Here is a 22,086-nt window from a genome sequence, read left to right as displayed (position 1 = left end):
ACCCATGAAACGGAATGTTGAAAGCGAGCTCTCACGGAAACTCGACCTGAAACACCCTTTGATCGTTGCCCCGATGGCCGGCGGTCCGTCCTCTGTAGCGCTGGTGGCGGAAACCTCAGCTGCCGGTGCCTTGGGCTCCGTGGGGGCCGCCTATTCAAACCCAGCAGCGATCGAGGAAACCGCCGAGAAGGTTCGTCAGCTAACAGACCGGCCGTTTGCCATCAACCTGTTTGTTCCGCACCCAACCCCTAAGATCACGGCCTGGCAGATCGAACAAGCTATCACGCAGACCGCGCTGTATCGGACGGAACTCGGCTTGCCCACGCCGCAGTTCACAGTGCCTTACGAAGAGGATTTCGATGCCCAGTTCGAAGCCGTCCTTCGGATCAGGCCGGCGGCCTTTAGCTTCGTCTTCGGCCTTCTGCCGCCGCAATATATGAGGGCCGCCAGAAAGGAGAGGATCATATTGATCGGAACCGCGACGACGCCCGAGGAGGCAGTCGCACTTGAAGACAGCAATGTCGACGCCGTCGTTTTGCAAGGCATAGAGGCCGGTGGTCATCGCGGTATTTTTGACGCTGATGGAGAGGATGAAGAAATCGGTGCCTTCGATCTACTGAAAGCGTCAACGGCGAAGCTTCGCGTACCGCTGATCGCGGCGGGCGGCATCATGACATCAAGCGACGTCCACCACGCACTGCGGACCGGAGCTCAGGCAGTTCAAATGGGCACCGCATTCCTGGTCTGCGAGGAGGCAGGTACGTCAGCTCCCTACAGGGAGAGACTCGCGGATGCCGCGGGCAGAAAGACGAAAACGACGCGCGTATTCTCGGGTCGCCTAGCTAGGGGTATCGAGAACCGTTTTATGAATGAGATGGAAACGCGAGCGAGCGTCATTCTTCCATTCCCGGCGCAGAACAAGTTTACCCGCGACATGAGAAGGGCATCGGCAGAGAAGGGTTCTGCAGACTTCCTGTCGCTTTGGTCGGGGGCTGGTCAGGGCGACCTGTGGCAGGGCCCGGCAAGAGAGCTTATCGCTCGGCTGTTCTAAACGGCATCGGGCATTGGCAAAGGGCGCAAAATTACACGATGGGCCGCTTCTGGCCGCCGGAAGCGGCCCTCGACGAATTTCGATAGACTCGAAAAGCGGCTTGCTGAAGGTCCGGTCATTACCGTGCCGAGCATCACCCAAAGGTGGGTGGACCGCACCGCCAGCTCCTATGCCAGAAGATTCTCGAGCTAACATTCCGGATGAAACTCCGCAGGGTTTTGCCGAAGCTCTCATCGAAGCCGCCGAAAGTTGATTCCGACAGCTGGTACGCCAGTGGTTTTCCCGCGTGTTCGGCCTCGCTAGGTCGTGGGGCCAGGGGATCTCATGCGGCTCGTCGCGCAGACTGTCCAAAGTATTGACGACACCATCGTCCAATAGATTTGCCTTCACACTTGATCGAATCTGTGTGTCGCATCCGATTAAGCCCAAGTGCGGACAGGAAATCGCGCTATGAGACTCTGGTCTCTTATCACGCAGTTCGCATCAGCCTTTCGCGAATTCGTCGCACCTCGCTACCGACCCGAGCTCCACTACATGCGCGGCCCCAGACCAGCCTACGCGCGCCGCGCGGTCATGGTCGAGGCGAGACGCTTATTGCCGAGATGCGCGGCGAACGTCGATGACGACGCAACGCTTCCGCCTCCCGCAGCTGGGCCAAATTTCCGCCTATCAAAAGGCGGCTGCATCGGAGTTGGGAACACGCGCCAGTAGCGTTCGGTCATTCGATCCCTGCCATCGCGTAGGACACCCACACTTGCGAACGACACTGTTCATCTCTTCGCCGGGTGCCGCAGCGCGCAGTCGGCCTGTGCCGATCTGCGAAAGCGAGCTAAGCCGAGTACAGGAGTCCCATTTGAGACCGAAGCACCGAAGCACCATTGCAGACTCTACCCGCTGTGCCGCTGTCATGTCAGATGCGTCGTTGACGACGGTAGCAAGCCCGCACCCAGCGACGGCTTCGCAGGCATAACGCTCCTGGCCCTGGTCGCCGCTTTTCTGGTCGGCGCATGGGTGCTCCTAATAGCATCGCATGCGAGGGCGCATGACGCGTTGCCAACCGCTGCGCTGCCGCGGCGGTGGTCTTATCCCTTCTCCTGTTGCTCCGGCTACGATTGCCGTGAAGTCGCATACAATGCCATCGGAGAGCGGCCCGAAGGCCACGTTATCAAGGGTACGGGGGAAGTGATTACCTACACAGACAGCCGCATCAAGAACAGTCCCGATCGCGTGTTTCATTGGTCTTCGGTGGCCGGGGCGAATGACGGGCACACCATCTGCCTATTTGTACCGCCGCGTGGATCCTGATTCTAGCAAGGGTTCGCCCCGAGCCGTGTTGCCTTCTACCTCTAAGATCGCGACTTCGAATTAGGCTATCGTGCCTGCATTTCGACACCGTTTCGAGATTGTCGAGGGGAGCAGAATCGCTGCGGTGTCGTGCCTTTGTGGTGGGCAATGCACCATTGAAGTTCGGTCTTTGGCGGCAGCGGCATACACCCGCGATGCACGGCGATTTGCTGAAACAATCCTTCCAATCGTGCAAGCTATTGAGCCCTCAGGCGTGACAAGCAGAGGGATCGCAATTGCGAGAGTTTATTCCAAACAGCTGGTACGCCAGTGGTTTTCCCGCTTATTCGGCGACACCTCTCATGCGGCAGGTTCTCGCCGCGTAAACCGATGCCAAAGTATTAAGGATACCATCGTCCAATAGATTTGCCTGCTCGCGTGACCGATTCTGTGCATCTCATCCGAGTAAGCAGATGTGCGAAGTGGACAGGAAATCGCGTCATGACACTCCGCTACATCGCCGGCCGGTGGCTTCGCCTTCGCCGGTCAGTCTATCGAGACTTCCCGAAGAAAATTTTTCCGGTTACCTCCGATGGAGAGAGGACATGATCGAACAACGGACTCGGACATCCTGGTATCGCAGCGACGAGGATACTGCGGCGGTGGAAGGCACTGATCCGCGAATACTGCTCGCCTCGATCGTCCACGATTTCAACAATCTCCTCACCCCGATCGTCACGATCATGGAGGAACTGCAACGTCAGAAGGCCGGCTCGCCCAGGCAACTCAGACGCATCGACGGAGCGATATTCTGCGCGTTCCGCGCCAAAACACTGGCACGACAGCTGCTCGATTTTGCGCACGCCCGGAAACTCCAGCCTGCGGCAGTGGATATCAGCCAGCTTCTGGAGTCCCTGGAGCCGGTCCTGGGAAGCGTGTTGCCTTCGGGTATCATCATTCGGTTCGATGTTGCCGACGATCTTCCACCGGCCTTCATCGACCGGCAGCTAATGGAGCGGGCGTTGCTCAATCTGGTGCTCAATGCCCGCGATGCGATGCCGGACCGTGGGGAGGTCGTCGTTGCCGCCGCCATCGATCGAGAGCCCGGAAGCCGTACCGCGACGCGCGAACCGATGATCCGCCTGTCGGTTGCCGATACCGGTATCGGCATGAACCTGGCGACGCTGCGAAGTGCGGGGGTGCCCTACTTTTCGACGAAAACTAACGGAACAGGCCTCGGCCTGGCGATGGTGAGCCAACTGATGGAAAGTCAAGGCGGTGGGCTGTCGGTCACAAGTACGCCATACCACGGCACTGCGATCGACCTATGGCTACCGGTGATGCCGTCTTCCATTGCCGGTTCTCGGTGACGATCGAACGGAAAATGCCCTCCGCGAGCGGCGACAATATTTGCCGTGCGGGCGTCCCAGTCGCAGCCGGCGACAATAGCTCTTTCGATGCCCAGCGCATCATCAGGGCGACTGTGTCTGCGGCGAACGCCGGCTGCTGGCTGTTGCGCATCGTCTCGTCCGACAGGAAGCGTGTCCTGCCCTAGCCGCGCAGGTAGGGCACGATAATCCGGTATCCTCTGGCTGCCAGAAGAGGCGCGACGTCGACATAAGGTGTGGATGTCGTACGGCCAGCCGTGGAGCAGAGGACGACAGGCGCGCCGTCGGCCGGCCCCAAATCGGCATACCGACGTTCAGCGATCCGGCGTTGACCTGTTTGAGCGAGCCGAACGATTTTGGGTAAGCCCTTGTTATCGGGTTGATTGTGCACCCTGGCGGCAGACGGCGGCCAGTACGTCAAGCCGCAGCGGCTTCACCCCGCGTGAATTCGGCGGCGTGCAGTTTCACGAAGTCGTACATGCTTGTCGGCGTTTTGCCGGTGAGTTTGACCAGGTCATCCGTCATGCGGTCATAGCGCCCCTGCACGTGAAGTTCGGCCATCACTGCGAGGTGGTTCAGGAGGTGCGTCGGCACTCCAAACCCGCGAAGCGCATCCGTCCATACGGAGAGCGGCACGTCGCGATAACGGATCGTTCGGCCCAAAACCTCGGAGAAGACCCGCGCATAATGGTCCAGATTGGCGGATTCGAATCCGGTGAGATTGTAAACGTGGCCAATGTGAGAGGCGGGGTCGTCGAGGATCACGCAAATCGCGCGTGCCACATCAACAGCCGAGATAGGCGAGGTCTTGCTGTTACCCAGGGGCAGCGTCAGTTCATCGTTGCCCCGGACACCAGCGGCGGCGAGACGCAGGAAGAAGCTTTCGAGGAAGACCGTCGGCCGGACCGTGACGACCGGCAGCCCCGACCACGCCAACACCTGTTCCGCAAGCCAGTGCAGCTTGTGCTGCGGGCTGTCAGTGGTCTCGGTGATGTTCATCTGCGTCACCGTCATCTGCGACATGTTCACGAAGGCCCGGACGCTGTGATGACGCGCCACCGCGGCGACGTTGACCGTGGCTTCGAGATAAGCCGCCGAGACCGACATTCCGAAATAGATGCGCGCGCAACCTTCGACCGCACGGTGCACCGAGACAAGATCGGTCAGATCGCCCTGCACAACCTCGGCCCCGAGCTGGCGCAAGCCCTCAGCGCGTTCATCCTCCCGCCGCACCAAGGCTCGCACCTTATACCCCTTGACGAGCAGCATTGAGGTGAGGTGGCGGCCGATAGCTCCGATGTCGCCGGCCGCTCCGGTCACGAGGATCGAGCCCCCATGTGCTGATTTCATCGTCATATCATTTACCTTACAGTTGCGTTCACAGTTTCCGTGGACGAGACCAGCGGGTCGACGCGCCCGCTCCCGATCTGCGCCGCGGCGGCGACGCAGTAGCGCGTAGACGAAAACGCTGAACGACATGTTCGGGATAAGCTTCTGCCGCGCCGCCCGTAGGCGTCCCAATCGGTAGCGTCCGAAGTGAAGGGAATGGTGACGAGGTCGCCGTGATCGAAGTCGACCAGGTCGTCCGCCCGCATGACCATCGCGCTGGGCAGCTTCTCTACCGCATCGCCCGCAGCGTCCCAGAAACGTCGCGGTCGCGCCGGGCAAGACCGCCTGGATTCGCACCTTCTTTCAGCAAGCTCCTTGTGAAGCGACAGGCGGAATGCCAGCACGAATGCTTTCGGCCCGCCATAGACTCGGTTCAGGATTTCCGGACCTATGCCGACGGCCGAGGAGATATTGATTATCGTACCGCCGCCGCGGGCGACAAACGCCGGAGCCACTGCAGAGGTGGGCAGGGTGAGCGCCCTGACGCTAAGGTCGGTCATGGCTAAGGCGAACTATCTGGCCAGTGCCGCCGCCCGACTTCTGAAGCGCTGTCATGATCTGATCATGGAGGGCTTTCAACGCGGCGAGATATATTTCGGAGAACGTGGGGAACGGCTGGATGGTATCGCGCAGCACTTCGAGCGGGACGCGGGCGCGGATTGCGAGAGTAGCCTGCTGCAGCCACTCGCCGGCCTCTGGGCCGAGCGCATAGGCGCCGGTTAGCCGCTCGCCGTCGCTGAGCAGCGTTAGAAATCCATTCGACTCCTGGTACGCTCGCGTATAGGTGGCGGTCTTCGCCACCTCTGATACGGGTACGGTCGCGCTAAAGGTGGCCTCAGACGCGCCGACCGAGGCCGCCTGCGGATCCGTAAAGACCACCCGAGGTACGGCTTCGTAGTTGGCCTCGCGCGGCTCGCCGAGAATGTTCGCCGCGACAACCCGGCCCTGATACTTCCCAACGTGGGTCAGTTGCCAGATGCCGTTAACATCGCCTATCGCCCACAGGCGCTCACCCGCGCGCAGGCGCGCATCGACTGGGATCCCGCGGCCGTTGGGTTCGATGCCGATGGTCTCCAGGCCGAGCCTATCGACGCGCGGACGCCGGCCGGTGGCGATGAGCAGCCGGTCGCCGCTCAGCTTCCGGCCGTCGTCGAGTTCTAAGAAGTAGTGCTGGCCCTCGCGCCGCGCGGCGGTCGCATGCACGCCGAGGGCGATCTCGACTCCGTCCCGGCGCAAAGCCTCGGCGAGTGCCTCCCCTAGGGGCCTGGGCTCGCGAGGTAGTATGTGCGAATTGCCCTCGACGACAACCACCTCGCCGCCAAGGCGACGAACGGCCTGCGCCATTTCTACGCCGACCGGCCCACCTCCCAGCACGAGCAGCCGGCGGGGGACGGCCTTCATGCCGGTTACATCACGGTTCGTCCAGATGCCCTTGAGGTTGCGCAGGCCGGGCACGGGCGGGATGATTGGCTCAGAACCTGTAGCGACGACCACGTGTCCGGCCGTGTAGCGGACGCCGTCGACGTCGACCACGCCCGTCCCGGCCAGCCGGCCGCGACCGCGAAGCAGGTCGATGCCATGACTGGAGAGCCAACGCTCCTGGCCGGCGTCGGAGTAGTTCGAAACCATGTAGTCGCGCCAGGCAAGGGCCGCCTCAACGTCGACCAGCGCTGCCGCCGCCGCGTCGTTCGCGCCGCGCACGGCCTCCCCCGGGCGCAGCAGTGTCTTGGACGGGATGCAGGCCCAGTAGGAGCATTCGCCGCCGGCCAGCTCGGCCTCGACGAGCGCGACGCGTAGCCCGCCTTCTGCAAGCGCACCGGCGCAGTGCTCGCCCGGCGAGCCGCCGCCGATGATGATGACGTCGTAGCCACTGCTCATAAAGGCAGCTCCTTGCCGGCGTGCTCCGCCACCACGTACGCGGCGTACCAGTCCGGCCAGTTCTCATCACGCTGGCCGCCCGTCCGCGCCTCGTGCTCGCCGTGCGCGGCCGACGCGCGTCGGAGTGCGGCCGCCAGCTCGGTCGACGAGGTGAATGTCGTGAGGTCCGTGTCCACACGCCCGGGCAATCGCGCGGTGACTTCCTGGAGCAGCCAGCCGTTGCCGTCCGGATCACTGAACGAGGCGTACGAGCGGTAGCTCCGGTGCTCAGGATCCGGGCCGCTGATCCGGGCTCGCCCAAACAGGTAGGGCTCGTCTGTGCCCGTGTACACGCCGCCCGCGTCGTGAAAAACCTCGCTGATGTTGACGTCGCGACCAAGCAGCTCGTTGCGGGCGGCCTCTATGTTAGAGACGATCAGGTACTGTCCCTGAGCGGAGCCGGGTGCTGCCGCGGTGACGTTCTTGCCGAAAATGACCGAGCAGCCGGAGCCAGGCGGCGTGAACTGGATCACGCGCCAGTCGTCACCGGCAGCGAAGTCGGCGTCGAGCCTCCACCCCAAGCCGCCGTAAAAGCTCTTGGCGCGATCAACGTCCGAAACAGGGATGACCACGATCTCGAACTTCATGTCGAGCGTCCGCGCCTTCGGGGTCTCGATTGCAGTTTCGCTGCGCCCATGAGTACTGCTCATGTTGATCTCCTTGGGATTGAGTGTCTTTAGAGTGGCAACACATGATAAAGCTAGCGAATTACAGCAGGCGAACTCAATTGAATCAATTATGCTATGGTATTGCTCGTCTTGCTGTAAATTTATTCGTCCACAGGTCGGCTTCATGCGTTCATCACGAGACGAGTTGCTGGCTGCCGTCGATGTAGTACGTGGCGCCAGTCGGGGCAGTGTGGCTCAAGATGTGACAACAATGAGAAGAACACAGACTCAGCAGGCGGCTGACGCATGCTCCGCGCGCGCAGACTACACGCAGTGCACACGGGTGAATCGGATCCCCCTTGCACTACACCGTCCCTTGAGCGTACGGGCGGCTTGCCTCGGAGAGCTTTCGCCGCTTGGCGGTGTGGTCGGAGAGCTCATAGTCGGGAAGATTGATCCAAGAACGATTTCGGCTCGCATGTCGGCAACTCGCTGGTTCACGAGTCAAGCGGGCTGTTTGAGCACACCGCTATCGATCGGCATCTTGCGCAGGCGCTTGCCCGTGGCAGCGAAGATCGCATTGGCCAGGGCGGGTACGATTGCCGAGGTTCCGGCTTCTCCCATCCCGCCGGGCGCCTCGGCGCTCGCGACAATGTGGACCTCGACTGAGGGAGCTTCGTCGATGCGGAGCACCTGGTACGTGTCGAAATTGGTCTGCTCGACACGGCCGTCCTTGAGGGTGATCTCGCCATGAAACGCGGCGGTGATGCCGAACATCACGGCGCTCTGGATCTGCGCCTCCACGGTATTGGGATTGATGACCGTCCCGCAATCGACCGCGCATACGACGCGTCTGACGCGAACCTGACCGTCCCGGGACACTTCGACCTCGGCGACCTCAGCCAGATAGCTGCCGAAGGCGTTCTGGATCGAGACGCCGCGGCCGACCCGTGGCGGCAGTTTCTCTCCCCAGCCGGCCTTCCCGGCGGCCAGTTCCAGTACGGCCCTGGCACGCGGTGTCTTGCCAAGCAGCGCCAGCCGGTACGCTACCGGGTCCTGCTTCGCCGCGGCGGCAAGCTCATCCATGAAGCTCTCGGTGACGAAGACATTGTGCGACGGCCCGACACTGCGCCAGAACGCGGTCGGAATGCCCGGCGGCTCCATCCGCACGTATTCGACATGCAGGTTGGGCAAGTCGTAGACGAGATTGATCGCGCCCTCGGTGGTGTCAGGGTCGAGCCCGTCCTTGAAGTATTGCGGCAGGTATCTCGCGATGATCGATGATCCGGCAAAGCGATTGTTCCAGGCGATCGGCATGCCCTTGGCGTCGAGGCCGGCGGAGAGCCTGTCGTGGAACATAGGCCTGTACAGGTCGTGCTGGATGTCTTCCTCGCGCGTCCACACGACCTTGACCGGACCGTCGACGTGCTTGGCGATCTCGACGGCGCGAACGACCCCGTCGGCCTCGAGCCTGCGCCCGAACCCGCCGCCGATCAGATGATTGTGCACGACGACCTGGTCGGGAGACAGACTCGCGGCTTTCGCGGCGAATGCCTGAGCCCGCGCGATGGCCTGGTTGCCCACCCAGATTTCGCAGCCGTCCTTGCGGACATGGACGGTACAGTTCATCGGCTCCATGGTCGCATGGGCGAGGAACGGCACCAGATAGGCCGCCTCGACCCTGGTTTCCGCGCCCGACAAGGCGGGGCCGACATCGCCGATGCTTTGTGCAACGGCTCCCGGTTTGAGCGTCGTCTGCTCGAGTTCGGTGGCGATCGCCTCGGTGGATAGCGTGGCGTTCGGCCCGTCATCCCATTCGATGACCAGAGCCGCGAGCCCTTTTTTCGCGGCGCCCATATGGTCCGCTACCACTGCGACGGCGTCGTCGATCCGCACGACCTGGCTGACGCCTTTGACGGCCAACGCTGCCGTGTCGTCGACATGCTTCACCCGACCGCCGAACACAGGTGACTGCGCCAGCGTCGCGATCCTCACGCCCGGCGGACGCGCGTCGATCCCGTAGATCGCGGTCCCGTTCACCTTTCCGGCCAAGTCGAGGCGCCTGGCCGATGTGCCAATGAGCTTGAAATCTCGCGGTTGCTTGAGCACCACATTTTCGGGTACCGGCATGCGTGCGGCGTCGGCGGCAAGCTCGCCATAGGCGAGGCGTCGCCCGGTCGCCGCGTGAATCACTTCGCCGCGTTCAGCATTGCAGCCCCCCGGATCGACGTTCCAGCGGATGGCGGCAGCCGAAACGAGCATGGTCCGCGCGGTCGCGCCGGCCCGGCGCAACGGCTCCCATGCCCCGCGGATCGCGTTGGAATTGCCCGTTGCCTGGACGCCCAGCAGGGGATTGGCGTAGTGCTTCTCGTCGGGAGGGGCATGTTCCAGCCGAACCTGCTTCAGGTCCACCTCCAGCTCTTCGGCGATCAGCATCGGAATGGACGTGTAGGTACCCTGCCCCATCTCGACATAGGGCATGATCAGCACGACCTCTCCATTCCGCTCGATCCGGATGAAGGCGTTGGGCGTGAATGCGTCGCTGCCGGCTGCGACAGCTCCAACCGATGGCGGCGACAGGGTGAGACCGAGCAAGAAGCCTCCGCCCGTGGCGGCTGCTGCCTGCAGGAAGTTGCGGCGCGAAAGACCGTTTGCCTCGGGCTGCCCCCCACGATCGGTGGCTCGGAATCTGCTCTGGTGCGTGATCATGAGCGCCTCCCTGTTGAGCTCGCAGCCGCCTGCTTGATCGCCTCCCGTATGCGCACGTAGGTCCCGCAGCGGCAGATGTTGCCCGACATCGCGTCGTTTATGTCGGAGTCTGTCGGATGCGGGTTGCTTGCGAGCAGCGCCGCAGCAGACATGATCTGGCCCGACTGGCAGTACCCGCACTGGGGCACCTCATGATCCAGCCAGGCTTGCTGTACCTTCGCGCCCGCTGCGGTCGCGCCGATCGCCTCGATCGTCGTGACTTCCGATTCACCGATGCTGTCCACGGTGGTGATGCAGGAGCGGACGGGTTCACCGTCGAGATGCACCGTGCAAGCGCCGCAGAGAGCCATGCCGCACCCAAACTTGGTGCCGGTCATGCCAAGCACATCACGCAGCACCCAAAGAAGCGGGCTATCACCGTCGACATCAACCGTGTGCGACTCGCCGTTGACTTTGATGGCGAAGGCCATGGCTACCTCCCTCGTCAACCACACTCGCCGCGCAATCTCGGCAATACGCGTCTCGCCTCGACCACGGTCGCGCGGTGCGCGTAGGCTGGTCCCGGGCCGCGCATATAGTGGAGTTCGGGTCGGTAGCGAGGCATGACGAATTCGCGCAACATCGAAGCGAACTGTATAGTGAGGGTCCAGAATTTCATGATGCGATCTCCAGCGCTTAGCATGTCTACTCAATGAGATACAACGTGAATATATGATCGAGCGCGAAGGAAAATATATTGCACGAAGGTGGCGCCAATACTTTGGCATTATTCGAGAGAATCGATGAAAACTCCCGACCTCACGACCTCGCGTCGTCGAAGCAGCAAAGCACACTGAAGTACTGAGCAGCTCGAACCCTTGAGTCCGACAGGCCTATGATTCCAATAAGCCCTTGGCCGCCTCATCATTCGGCGATTTCCAAGGGGGCGCCGGCCAAGTGTTCGCTCAACAACGATTTTCCCGCCTGCAAGATCGGTGAAGATGAAGCGGTTGTCAGCACCTTGGCGCCGACCTCGACGCGGGCGATGATGCGCTCCACGCGGGCTCCAACTGGCGGCCCCGTCAACAAACTCCTTGAACCTGCGGACCTTGTTCGTCTTCGACGCTTCAAAGCGCGCATCGATTATATCTTCTGGACGACAACCGAGCCGGCGTATGGTGGTCGGCGCGCAAGTGCGCGCGCCGACGTTTTTCAGATGGATCCACGGAGGGTTCTGAAGGCTGCCCGAAGCTCACTGCAGAAGACCTCTGGCTGTTCCCAGGAGGCGAAGTGTCCGCCTTTATCGAGCTTGTTGTAATAGATGAGCTTGGGATACGCCCGCGCCGCCCAACTCCGCGGCATTGTACAGACCTCGTCAGGAAAGGCGCTCACGGCGACGGGTATGGCGACCCCTTTCGGGGCGAAAAAGGCGAACTTATTTTCCCAATAGATACGCGCCGACGACGTCGCCGTATTCGTCAACCAGTAGAGCGTGATGTTGTCGAGGACATCGTCTCGCGTAAGGCCACTGGGTCGTCCGTCAAAGGTGCGTGCGATGAGCTCATAACTGCGCGGGTCGTGGTCGAGCATGAAGGCCGCCAGGCCGATCGGTGAATCCCCGAGTCCGTACAGCGTCTGTGGGCGGTTTGCCATCTCGACGGCGTAGCCCACACCTGTCTTGTAGAAGAAAGCCAGCTGCTCGCACGCCCGTCGTTCGTCGGCTGAGAGATCGGAGGGCAGCGGGCTGCCGGTCTGGATCGCCTTATCGATGTCTGGTGGAACCGCGAAAACCCAGTTGAGGTGAATGCCGAGCAATTCCGGAGGCGCCTGCGTACCCATCACATCCGAGACCATCGCACCCCAATCGCCGCCTTGCGCCACAAACCGCGTGTATCCGAGGCGCTTCATCAGCACGCCCCAGGCACGTGCCATGCGGGCGGGGTCCCAGCCGGTTGTGGTTGGCTTGCCTGAAAACCCGAAACCCGGCAGCGACGGAACCACCAGATGGAAAGCGTCCGACGCGCTCGCTCCATGCGCTGTGGGATTGGTCAGCGGATCGACGATCTTCAACTGCTCGATGATCGAGCCGGGCCACCCGTGCGTGACGATCAGCGGCAGAGCATTCTCATGTTTCGAACGAACGTGGATGAAATGAATGTCGAGCCCGTCGATCTCGGTGATGAACTGCGGCAAGGCGTTGAGCCGCGTCTCGACCTTGCGCCAGTCGTAGTCGGTTTCCCAGTAGCGCGCGAGTTTCTGGATCGTCGCGAGTTGCACGCCCTGCGAACCATCCGCGACCGTTTCGCGGTCGGGCCAGCGGGTGGCCGCGATGCGCCGGCGAAGCTCGGCCAACTCTTCGTCCGAGGCGTTGAATGTGAAGGGGCGGATCGAGTCGCCGCCTGCTGCCGCGTTCAACGTGTCGGGAAGCAGGCTGACAGCCCCGACCGCAGCTGCGGTGGCAAGAAGTTCGCGCCGCGTGGGCGAGATCGGTAATGTCGACATAACATCCTCCTGTGTCTGCCCGATCTGTTCGGGTGCGACACAGATCGACTATCAGGGTGCTCAAATCTATTGCACGATGGTATCGGCAATACTTTCGGATTGGCCGGGGCAGTAAGCAATCGGACCAAGGGCAGAGACTAGCGCCAAGGCGTGATGGACTATTGTGTCCGCCTGGGACGCGGGCTGGGCTCGAGGATGAGCACAAATGCAGACGCGCGCAGGCGGTCGGTTATTCTGATGTGCCAGATGTTGATAGCACAACGTGAACTAGCCTGCTCGTGATAGCTTTGCGACGTGCCGATCGGGTGTTGGGAGCGGCGAGCCGACACTCCAGATAGATCGTATTGCGCCTCGCGATCCATCAGCCGGGTGGAGCGCACCTACAATTGCGACGGTGGGGCGGGCAGTTATGCCCCACCCCGTCTCATTCCGCCGATGATCATGTGCGGCCGCCGCTCACCGCGGCAGCGGCTTGCCGGCGTGCTCCGCCACAACGTAGGCGGCGTACCAATCCGGCCAGTTCTCATCACGCTGGCCGCCCGTCCGCGCCTCATGCTCGCCGTGCGCGGCCGACGCGCGTCGGAGTGCGGCCGCCAGTTCGGTCGACGAAGTGAATGTCGTGAGGTCCGTGTCCACACGCCCGGGTAATCGCGTGGTAACCTCCTGCAGCAGCCAGCTGTTTCCGTCCGGATCGCTAAACGAGGCCAGCGAGCCGTAACTGCGCCACTCCGGGTCCCGGCCGTTGACAGGGCCTTCCTTGCCGCGGTGGAAAACTTCACTGATATCGACGCCGCGCTCGGCGAGCTCGGCGCGTGCAGCCTCGATATCGGAGACGACGAGAAAGAACACCGGCTTGTCGCCCAGGTGTATCGAGGCCGGCGAGCCCGTAGGCGTGAGCTGAACGGCCCGGGACCCGTCGCTTCTGAGGAAGTCGGCGTCGAGCCTCCAACCCAAATCCTGATAGAAGCGCTTGGCGCGGCCGACGTCAGAAACGGGGAGGACGACGACCTCGAGCTTCATGTCGACCCCTCGCGCCGTTTGGGTTTCGGTCACGGATTCGTTGCGCACCAGAGTAGTACTGCTCATTTCAATCTCCTCAGTTTGGGTACGAGTTTCATGCTGCGCGATGGATCGGCCGACGCCCTGGAGGGATCGGCTGCACCGCCGTTGGTCTCAGATCGACTGGCGGAGCGGCCTGAACGCCGCCCGGAGTTCGGCCGAGAAGAGCTCGGGTTCCTCCCACGCGGCGAAATGGCCGCCCTTGTCTACCTCGTGGAAGTAGGTCAGCTTGCGGTACGCCCGCCGGGCCCACGTTTCCGGCGTTTGGTAGCTCTCGCCGGGAAAGACTGTGATCGCCACTGGCAATGCGATGCTAGCGGTCATCTCGGGGGCCGAGAAAGCTGGGCTGCGTCCGCCGCCATACTCCCAATAGATGCGCGCGGAGCTGGTCGCGGTGTTGGTCAGCCAATAGAGCGTGATGTCGTCCAGTACCTCGCCGGGCGATTTTTCGGGATCGCTGTTGTCGTAGGTCCAGTGCGAGAAGCCGGGATGGCCGAGCATCCAAGCTGCGAGGCCGGCCGGTGAATCCGTTATCGAATAACCGATTGTCTGCGGCCGATTGCCCATCATCACGGCATAGGACCTGTTGCCCATCCTTGCGGCGGCGCTCAGCGCATCGAACGCTGTGCGCTCCTTGTCAGTCAGGCCGGCTGGCACCGGCCCGCCCGCGGCGAGCACCGCGGCGATCTCGGGCGGCACGACCGCAGGCAGATTGATGTGGATGCCGAGCAAGCCGGTCGGCGCCTGGCGCGCCATGGCGCTGGAGACGGGCGACCCCCAGTCGCCGCCCTGCGCGACATAGCTGTTGTAGCGGAGGCGCTTCATCAGCTCTGCCCAGGCCCGCGCGATGCGGTCTGGGCCCCATCCGGTCTCGGTCGGTTTACCCGAGAAGCCGAAGCCCAGCATCGAAGGCAGCACGAGGTCGAACGCATCCTCGGCGGCTCCGCCGTGGGCCGTCGGATCACTGAGCGGGCCGACCGTCTTGAGCAACTCGAACACCGATCCCGGCCAGCCATGCGTCATAATCAGCGGCATGGCGTTCGGGTGCTTCGAACGAACGTGAATAAAGTGGATGTCGAGGCCGTCGACCGTGCTCATGAACTGCGGTAGGGAATTCAGCTTCGCTTCTGCCTTTCGCCAGTCGTAACCGCTGCCCCAATATTCGACGAGCGGCCTAAGCTTCTCGAGCCGTATGCCTTGCGACTGGTCGTTAACTGTCTCCCGGTCGGACCAGCGCGTCGCCGCGATTCGCCGGCGAAGCTCGTCAATCTCGGCTTGCGGGATGTTGACGGTGAACGGGCGGATCGCGTCGGCATCGGCAGCAGCACGGAGCGTTCCCGGAAGCAGGCCGAAGGCGCCCGCTACAGCGGCGGCCGCAAGCAGTTCTCGCCGGTTTGGGGTTGGCGAAATGGCTGACATGAAGTCCTCCCCTGAGCCCTCGACTCTGCTCGGTTCCAGCACAGAGATCGACTTTCAGGCAGGTCAAATCCATTGCACGTTGGTATCGCCAATACCTTTGGATAGGTCTGCCGGCGAGCGGCTCGGGTCGCTAATGGCCCCCACCGCCGGCACCGCCGCCGACCTGGATCTTGCGGGCGAAGAGCAACGCAACCGCGGCGAGCGAAAGTACGACACCGATCACCGCGAACGTGTCACTGAACCCCAGGATGAGAGCCTGGCGGTGAACCGTGGCGCCGATCGCAGCGATCGCCTTGTGCTGCGCGACAGCCGGATCGGCAACCCCGTGCGCCATGAAGTACTGCGTCAGCTGGGCGATTCTGTCGCGCGCTTCCTCGCGTGCGAAGGTGACGGACTGGCCGATGATGTTCGAATGGAACTGCTCGCGCTTGGTCAGCACCGTCGCAAGCATCGCCGTGCCGACCGCGCCGCCGAGATTGCGCAGCATGTTCGACAGGCCCGACGCGGCGCCCGCCTCGCTCGGTGCGATCCCCGCCGTGGTGATCACGGTAATCGGGGTCAGCACCAGGGCCTGGCCTATGGCGCGCACAAGGTTGGGCAGGAAGAACTGGTCGCCGGCGCTGTCCAGCGACAGAGTGATGTCCATGAAACAGCTTGCAGCGAAAATGCTGATGCCGACAAACCCGACATACCGCACGTCAAAGCGCTTTATCAGCAGTGGGACGAGTGGAATGATGAGCAACTGCGGCAGGCCGGTCCAGGCCAGCACAAGCCCGATTTGCTCGGCATTGTAGCGCTGCACCTGGCCTAGATACTGCGGCAGGATGTAGACGGTGCCGAACAGCGCGACGCCGACCAGCACGTTGACGACGATGCCGATGCCGAAATTGCGCCGCTTGAGAAGACGAAGCTGGACCAGGGGCTTGGCCACGGTGAGCTCGATAGCCACGAAGACGGTGAGGAACACGGCCGCCGTCAGCGCGAGCTTGACGATGAACGGCGACTGGAACCAGTCCTCCTTGTTGCCTTCCTCGAGCACCGTCTGCAGCGCCGCAAGCCCGATCGCCATGGTAGCGATGCCCGCCCAGTCGCCCTCCTTGAGCAGCGACAGCTGCATCGGCTTCTTCTCCAGCGTGAAGAACAGGGCAACGATCATCACGATGCTGGGCGGCGTGTTGACGAAGAAGATGGACTGCCAACCGTAATTCTCGGTCAGGTAGCCGCCGATGGTCGGGCCGATCGCCGGCGCGAAGGTGACGGAGAGCGCGAACAGCGCCAGCCCAAGCGGCTGCTGCGCCTTGGGCAGCTTGGTAAGCACCATGGTGAAGGCCATCGGGATGAGGACGCCGCCGGCGAAGCCTTGCAGGCCGCGCAGGGCGATCATCGAACCGAGGTCGTGGGAGAAGGCGCAGGCAGCCGACAAGAGCGGGAACAGCACGGCGTTCGCCAGCATGTAGCGGCGGAACGAGAAGACGCGGCTCAGATAGTCGGTGAGCGGGATCACCACGATCTCGCCGATGAGATAGGAGGTCGAGATCCAGGCGCCGTTGTCGACGCCGGTGCCGATGCCGCCTTCGATGTCGAGCAGCGAGGCGTTGGTGATCTGGATGTTCAGGATGGCCATAAATGCGCCGATCATCGCGGCAAGGACGGCGATCCACTCCATCGTGCTCGCCCTCTCGGGCGGAGGTGCTGCGAGTGTGGCGGGACCGGGAGAACCGAGCTGGACGTTTTGCGTCATGGTGGCCATCGCACTCTCCTGCCATGTCTGGCTGGCGAAAACGGGCGTCCGATCGCCGTCAGTTGATGCGTTGCGATGCCGAGGCGACCTGGGTCGCCGCAGCCTTGGTGTCGATCGTCGGGTAGACCGACATACCGGGGCGCAGCGCGACGGAAAGCGGGCTTGCCTGGTCTAGCACGATCTTCACCGGGATGCGCTGCACCACCTTGGTGAAATTGCCGGTCGCGTTGTCGGGCGGCAGCAGCGCGAATTCCTGGCCGCTAGCCGGCGAGAGGCTGTCGACATGGCCCTTGAGGACCTGTCCTGGGAACGTGTCCACCTCGATATCGACCGACTGCCCACGCTGCACGTTGGCGAGCTGGGTCTCCTTGTAGTTGGCGATGATATAGGCGGCCTGGTTTGGCACCACCGACATCAGCTGCGAACCCGTCTGGACATATTGGCCGACCCGCAAGGTGCGGTTGCCTATCACGCCGTCGACCGGCGAGACGAGAGCGGTGTAAGAGAGGTTCAGCTCGGCCTGGTCCTCGGCTGCCTGGGCGCGGCTCATCGCCGCCTGCGCCTGCGCAAGCTCGGCCTTGATCACATCGAGCTGCTTGGCTGTGGTGCCGGCCACGGCGGTATCGCGCGTCACAGCCGCCCGCGCCGCGGCGATCTTCGAGGCCGCCTCCTGGGCGTTCTGGACGCTGCCGTAGCCCTTCTTCGCCAGTTCGGCATAGCGCTGGTCATCCTGCTCGGCAAAGATCGCGTTGGCCTTGTCGAGCGCGACCGTGGCCTGCGCCGCCTCGATCGCGGACTGCTGGGCGACGATCGCCGCCTGCTTGTTAGCGATGTTGGCCTTGGCCGATTCGACCTCGGCCCGAGCCTGGTCGAGATTCACCTTGAAGTCGCGATCGTCAATGCGTGCGAGGACCTGCCCCGCGGTCACGGGCTGGTTGTCATCCACAAGCACTCCTGCGATGTAGCCGGAAATTCGCGGCGCGATCGTCGTGTTGTCGGCCTTGACATAGGCGTCGTCGGTCGAGACCTCGAAGCGGCCGACGGTCCAATACTGCCAGCCGAAATCGGCGGCGCCCGCGAGGACGGCCACGGCCGCGCCGGCTAGCAGCAGCTTCCGCAGCCAGCGCTTGCGCGACGTGCTGGACACGCCAGCGACCACCGTCGGGACCTGCGGAACAGGGACGAGAAGCTCTCGCGGCAGCTCTATGCCGGGTGCCGCCTCGGCGGTGGGAATTGCCTTCTCCGCGGTGAAGACTGTCTGGTGCTCGCTCATGATAGGTTCCTTTCCTCCGTCCCTGGGGCGCCGGGTCACTGGCTTGCCCTTATTTAGGAAAACTGATAGTTTCCTAAAAATAAGCAGGCCGAAACGAAAGTCAAGAGGTTTTGGAAAACGATCATGGTCCATAATACTAAAGTCGCAAAGCGGCCGCGCGGACGGCCGCAGGTTCGCCCGGACGAGGAGACGCGGCAGCTCATCATCGCGGCCGCACGTGACGAGTTTCACGCCAGTGGCTATGCAGGGGCCAGCATGGGTCACGTCGCGCACCGCGCTGGCGTCTCCACGAAGACCATGTACCGTTTGATCCCTACCAAGGCCGAGTTGTTTCAAAGCGTTATCTCGAATCGGATCTCGCGTTTCTTTCTCGAGATTGACGAAGAGCATCTCGACGCGTTGCCCATTGAGGAGGCGCTCGAACACATTCTCATTTCCTATGGCACCTTGACCCTCGATGAGGAGACGCCCGCAACGCTTCGCCTGGTCTATGCCGAGTGCGAACGCTTTCCGGAGATCGCTTCTGCCTTCTTCGAGCTCGCGATCCGCCGCACCACCCAGACGATGGAGCGCTGGGTGAAGCGGCAGTGCGACCGCGGCAGGATCGAGATCGATGAGCCGTCGGTGGCGGTCGGCATGCTCAGGGGCATGATGATCATGGAACCGCAGCGCGCCCTTATGTTCGGCCAGCGCACGCCGCCGAGCCGCTCCGAGATCGCGAAACGCGCGCGCTATTGCGCCCGACTGTTTCTGGACGGATGCAGGCCACGACGGACTCACAGTCGAACCTCCTAAAGCATCGAGGGCAGAACCAGTTCGAAACCATCCTGGGGGCTTCCGCCGAGCGCCGTTGGATCCGTGAGCGGGCCGATCGTCTTGAGCTGCCGAAAACGAAGGCCGGCCAACCATGCGTCATGATTAGCGGTAGGGCATTGGGATGCTTCGAACGGACGTGGACAAAGTGAATGCCGAGCCCGTCGATCTTGGCAATGATGCGGGAGATCGTTCAGCTTAGCTTCGTCCTTGCGCCAGTCGTACTCGGTTCCCCAGTAGCGGACGATCCGCTGCAATCTTGCGATGTACGCCCCGCGACCGGTCATCAATCGTCTCTTGGTTCGGCCACCAGGTCGCGGCGATCCGCCGGCGAAGGTTGGTGATCTCCTCCTGTGGTATGTGGACTGAGAATGGGCGGATTGAATCATCTCGGGCCCATGCCCGGTGGGTCGCGGGAAGCAAGCCGATGACCCCGGCGGCAGCCGTCGCGGCAAGTAGTTCGTGCTGCGGGCGAAAGTGATCTTGCTGACATGACGTCCTCCCCTGGTCTATCCAACCTGTTCGGCTGCCGCACAGAGATCGACTGTCAGCGATGACAAATCTATTGCCCGATGGTGTCGGCGATACTTTTGTATTGGCGGCGAGAGAGGCAATGCGACAGTCGCATTGTGGTGGCGCAAAAATCACCTAAAAGCTGGGCGCTTAGACGGAGAGTACTGTTGGTTCCGAGTCCTATGCAGTCCAATGCGCGACGACTCCAGAGTGATCATCAAGTGGCGCGTGGTCTCGACCCTCACGGCCTCACTCCGTGCCGGCAGATGATGCTAAAACGAACTGAAATATTGAGCCCCGCGGTGCGTTGGGCAATACCCAGAGCATGCCGTCGTGCGCTTGGATGATCGAACGGCAGATCGCAAGGCCCATTCCCATCCCTCGAGATTTGGTGGTGAAGAGCGGATCGAACACTCTCTGCAGGTCCTGCGCGTCGATACCAGTGCCTGTGTCAGCTACCGAAATCATGACACCGCCATCGTCGCGAAGACTGGAACTGACGGCGAGGTCCCGTGGACCATCCACGGTAATCATGGCCTCAATCGCATTCGTGACCAGATTGAGAAGCACCTGCTGCACCTGAATTCGATCTCCCGTCACCCGCAGCGGCCGCGCGATTCGTTCAACCTTGACCAATATCCGGTGACTTTTCAGCTCGTCCTTGAGCAAGGCGATCACTTCTTCAATGAGGTTGTCGACGTCGAACGAAGTTCTGACGCGTTCATCCTTCCGGAAATTCGCGCGAATGCTCTCGATAACCGCAGCCGCGCGATGCCCATCAGTGGCGATCTTCATGAACTCCGTTCTCGCCTTGTCTAATTCGGGAACCGCTCGATCGAGCCAGCGTAAGCCGGTTTCGGATCTCGTTATCATAGCAGCAAGGGGCTGCTTGACCTCGTGTGCAATGGTGGCGGCAACAGCATCGCCGGTTATCAGTCGGGCATCGCGCTCGCGGCGCTGCGCATCAATAGCGCGCTGCAGCCTCTTGCGCTCTTGGTGCAGCATCGCGTTCGAACGAGCAAGGCCCGCATATAGCCGTGTCATCTCTGCAAGCAATACCACCATCACAACAGTGGCAGTCACGAGCTGATAGAAACGGCCGGCATACCACGCAAGATTGTAGCGGCCGGCACTTAAGACAGAGGCCAGGGCCACTTCAAGCAAGAGCGCGCACAAAGCGACAACCAGCCATTGGTCGAGCAGGGAATGCTGGCGCCGCCACAGCAACCAAAGAGCAATGCCGCCCAGCGCCAGGACCCCCACCCCACCGATTTCGCGACGAAATAGACTGAGAGGATGCACGTCTACAAAGGTTATAGGCAGCAGATCTTCATGCTGCGTAACCAACCAGAACAATCCAAGGACGAGGGCAAGAACGCCCGCGACGCTCAGGCTGATGGCATGTCCGGTGAAGCGAGCGTCTATCATGCGATCCGTGTCTTTGAGCAGCGCATAGCAGATGATGGCGAGGGGCAGCCCTGAATGCCAAGACCAGTAGAGCCAGACGGCGGATTGCAATCCCGAGCCCAGGACGCCGGTCGGCGTGAACGCTCCCGGAAACGTCAGCGCGTGTGCAACCACGACTAGGGCGTTGAACAGGTAGCCACTCGCAATCGCCAGGAGTGCCCAATTACGTAAGATGGAGAACTGAGCAAACAGAAGAGCGGCAGTTACGCAGTCGCTGACAAACAGGGCGGCGGCGAGAGTCGGTACAAACGCGTTGATTTCCGGCAGCTTGATGGCCGCAAACGGCCAAGTGCCGAGAAGAATCAAAAGAAGGGCCAGCAGGAAGGCGCGCGCCGTGCGGCGCTGGACGTGAGTTGGGGGAACATTCGCTAGGACCTCGGGCTCGGCGCGCGAGGCCAGCGCAGACACCGGTTCCCCGCTTTCTGTCATTGGAGTCAGGGTCCGCATCAGATGGACAATAGTCGACTTATCGAGAATGCGCGAGGGATCGATGATTGACAACCCAATCTGTATGCGATCGGGCTAATATTTCGCGAGTTTGGCGGCCGATCATGACTCCTCAGATTTTGACAGCTTTTTCAACACAGTCGATCAACGCCTCGGTTTTAAATGGCTTTCGAAGCAGACAGATTACGCCGATTGCTGCTGCCTGATCATCGATGCCTGGGTTCGAACGCGCGGTGACCATAACAACAGGCACACCGCGCGGGCGCCCCGTAAGCAGCCTGGCAAGATCAAGCCCGCTCATGCCGGGCATGTGAATGTCCGTTATGACGCATTTCCAAGACGCGTGCGCTTCCCAGGCGATGAAGTCCTCCGCAGACACAAATCCGCGTGCACTATATCCCAGCGAACCAAGGCTATCGACGAGAGCCATGCGGAATGATTCGTCATCATCGACTACCGCGATTAGGAACTCTCTCGACACATCGTCCTTTCCTCGGATTTCAACAAGGCGAATAGTAGGATCGCTA

General features: G+C 62.0%; 17 protein-coding genes and 3 pseudogenes. 3 read left to right on the top strand and 17 right to left on the bottom strand.

From position 1 onward, the window contains the following. Positions 1 to 4 precede the first annotated feature (4 nt). Positions 5 to 1,051, top strand: coding sequence for an NAD(P)H-dependent flavin oxidoreductase (locus AC04SF_RS03965; RefSeq protein ID WP_488476589.1), 1,047 nt, complete (start codon positions 5 to 7; stop codon positions 1,049 to 1,051). Between the two features lie 1,889 nt (positions 1,052 to 2,940). Further along, entirely contained in the window at positions 2,941 to 3,705 is a 765-nt protein-coding gene (locus AC04SF_RS03960) for a two-component system sensor histidine kinase NtrB (RefSeq protein ID WP_488476588.1), read from the top strand. A 26-nt stretch (positions 3,706 to 3,731) separates the two neighbouring features. Here the strand turns inward: AC04SF_RS03960 and AC04SF_RS03955 are convergent. From AC04SF_RS03955 to AC04SF_RS03890, 14 genes and pseudogenes are all read right to left on the bottom strand, one after another. After that, a pseudogene (locus AC04SF_RS03955) lies at positions 3,732 to 4,077 on the bottom strand (alpha/beta fold hydrolase); the annotation flags it as partial. A gap of 63 nt (positions 4,078 to 4,140) precedes the next feature. Beyond that, positions 4,141 to 5,079: an NmrA family NAD(P)-binding protein gene (locus AC04SF_RS03950; RefSeq protein WP_488476587.1), complete on the bottom strand. Its 939-nt coding sequence runs from the start codon at positions 5,077 to 5,079 to the stop codon at positions 4,141 to 4,143. Between the two features lie 5 nt (positions 5,080 to 5,084). Continuing rightward, a pseudogene (locus AC04SF_RS03945) lies at positions 5,085 to 5,612 on the bottom strand (SDR family NAD(P)-dependent oxidoreductase); the annotation flags it as partial. Next, positions 5,599 to 6,990: a dihydrolipoyl dehydrogenase family protein gene (locus AC04SF_RS03940; RefSeq protein WP_488476586.1), complete on the bottom strand. Its 1,392-nt coding sequence runs from the start codon at positions 6,988 to 6,990 to the stop codon at positions 5,599 to 5,601. The pseudogene AC04SF_RS03945 and the gene AC04SF_RS03940, both read right to left, overlap by 14 nt. After that, a complete protein-coding gene (locus AC04SF_RS03935) occupies positions 6,987 to 7,679 on the bottom strand; it encodes a VOC family protein (RefSeq protein WP_488476585.1) in 693 nt (230 codons plus the stop codon). Before AC04SF_RS03935 ends, AC04SF_RS03940 begins: the two co-directional genes overlap by 4 nt. 462 nt (positions 7,680 to 8,141) lie before the next feature. Beyond that, entirely contained in the window at positions 8,142 to 10,346 is a 2,205-nt protein-coding gene (locus AC04SF_RS03930) for a xanthine dehydrogenase family protein molybdopterin-binding subunit (protein ID WP_488476584.1), read from the bottom strand. After that, entirely contained in the window at positions 10,343 to 10,816 is a 474-nt protein-coding gene (locus tag AC04SF_RS03925) for a (2Fe-2S)-binding protein (RefSeq protein ID WP_488476583.1), read from the bottom strand. The genes AC04SF_RS03930 and AC04SF_RS03925 overlap by 4 nt, the downstream gene beginning before the upstream one ends. Positions 10,817 to 10,830: 14 nt before the next feature. Then, complete coding sequence (locus AC04SF_RS03920) at positions 10,831 to 11,004, bottom strand: hypothetical protein (protein WP_488476582.1); 174 nt, start codon at positions 11,002 to 11,004, stop codon at positions 10,831 to 10,833. Between the two features lie 245 nt (positions 11,005 to 11,249). Then, positions 11,250 to 11,384, bottom strand: a complete 135-nt coding sequence (locus AC04SF_RS03915) for a hypothetical protein (protein ID WP_488476682.1) — start codon at positions 11,382 to 11,384, stop codon at positions 11,250 to 11,252. Positions 11,385 to 11,537: 153 nt separating this feature from the next. Then, positions 11,538 to 12,827, bottom strand: coding sequence for an epoxide hydrolase family protein (locus AC04SF_RS03910; RefSeq protein WP_488476581.1), 1,290 nt, complete (start codon positions 12,825 to 12,827; stop codon positions 11,538 to 11,540). Positions 12,828 to 13,283: 456 nt separating this feature from the next. Next, positions 13,284 to 13,913 (bottom strand): VOC family protein, encoded by a 630-nt coding sequence (locus tag AC04SF_RS03905; protein WP_488476580.1) that lies wholly within the window; start codon positions 13,911 to 13,913, stop codon positions 13,284 to 13,286. 87 nt (positions 13,914 to 14,000) lie between these two features. Continuing rightward, a complete protein-coding gene (locus tag AC04SF_RS03900) occupies positions 14,001 to 15,305 on the bottom strand; it encodes an epoxide hydrolase family protein (protein WP_488476579.1) in 1,305 nt (434 codons plus the stop codon). 130 nt (positions 15,306 to 15,435) lie between these two features. Beyond that, entirely contained in the window at positions 15,436 to 17,046 is a 1,611-nt protein-coding gene (locus AC04SF_RS03895) for a DHA2 family efflux MFS transporter permease subunit (RefSeq protein WP_488476679.1), read from the bottom strand. A gap of 58 nt (positions 17,047 to 17,104) precedes the next feature. Then, positions 17,105 to 18,319: an HlyD family secretion protein gene (locus tag AC04SF_RS03890; RefSeq protein WP_488476578.1), complete on the bottom strand. Its 1,215-nt coding sequence runs from the start codon at positions 18,317 to 18,319 to the stop codon at positions 17,105 to 17,107. A 123-nt stretch (positions 18,320 to 18,442) separates the two neighbouring features. On the opposite strand from AC04SF_RS03890, the gene AC04SF_RS03885 reads away from it, so the two are divergent. After that, a complete protein-coding gene (locus tag AC04SF_RS03885; RefSeq protein WP_488476577.1) occupies positions 18,443 to 19,114 on the top strand; it encodes a TetR/AcrR family transcriptional regulator in 672 nt (223 codons plus the stop codon). Here AC04SF_RS03885 and AC04SF_RS03880 read toward each other — a convergent pair. The 3 genes and pseudogenes from AC04SF_RS03880 to AC04SF_RS03870 all read right to left on the bottom strand — a co-directional run bounded on the left by AC04SF_RS03880 (position 18,996) and on the right by AC04SF_RS03870 (position 22,040). After that, positions 18,996 to 19,780: pseudogene (locus AC04SF_RS03880) on the bottom strand (epoxide hydrolase N-terminal domain-containing protein). The gene AC04SF_RS03885 and the pseudogene AC04SF_RS03880 sit on opposite strands and share 119 nt — an antisense overlap. Before the next feature lie 114 nt (positions 19,781 to 19,894). Beyond that, positions 19,895 to 21,613 carry an MASE4 domain-containing protein gene (locus tag AC04SF_RS03875; RefSeq protein ID WP_488476576.1) on the bottom strand — a complete coding sequence of 573 codons (1,719 nt, stop codon included), beginning with the start codon at positions 21,611 to 21,613 and terminating at the stop codon, positions 19,895 to 19,897. A gap of 58 nt (positions 21,614 to 21,671) precedes the next feature. Next, positions 21,672 to 22,040, bottom strand: coding sequence for a response regulator transcription factor (locus tag AC04SF_RS03870; RefSeq protein WP_488476575.1), 369 nt, complete (start codon positions 22,038 to 22,040; stop codon positions 21,672 to 21,674). Positions 22,041 to 22,086 lie beyond the last annotated feature (46 nt).

This window comes from Mesorhizobium sp. CNPSo 4671 (genome assembly GCF_057784245.1).
Note: the sequence above shows the minus strand (reverse complement) of the source record. Positions and strands in the feature narration are given on the sequence as shown.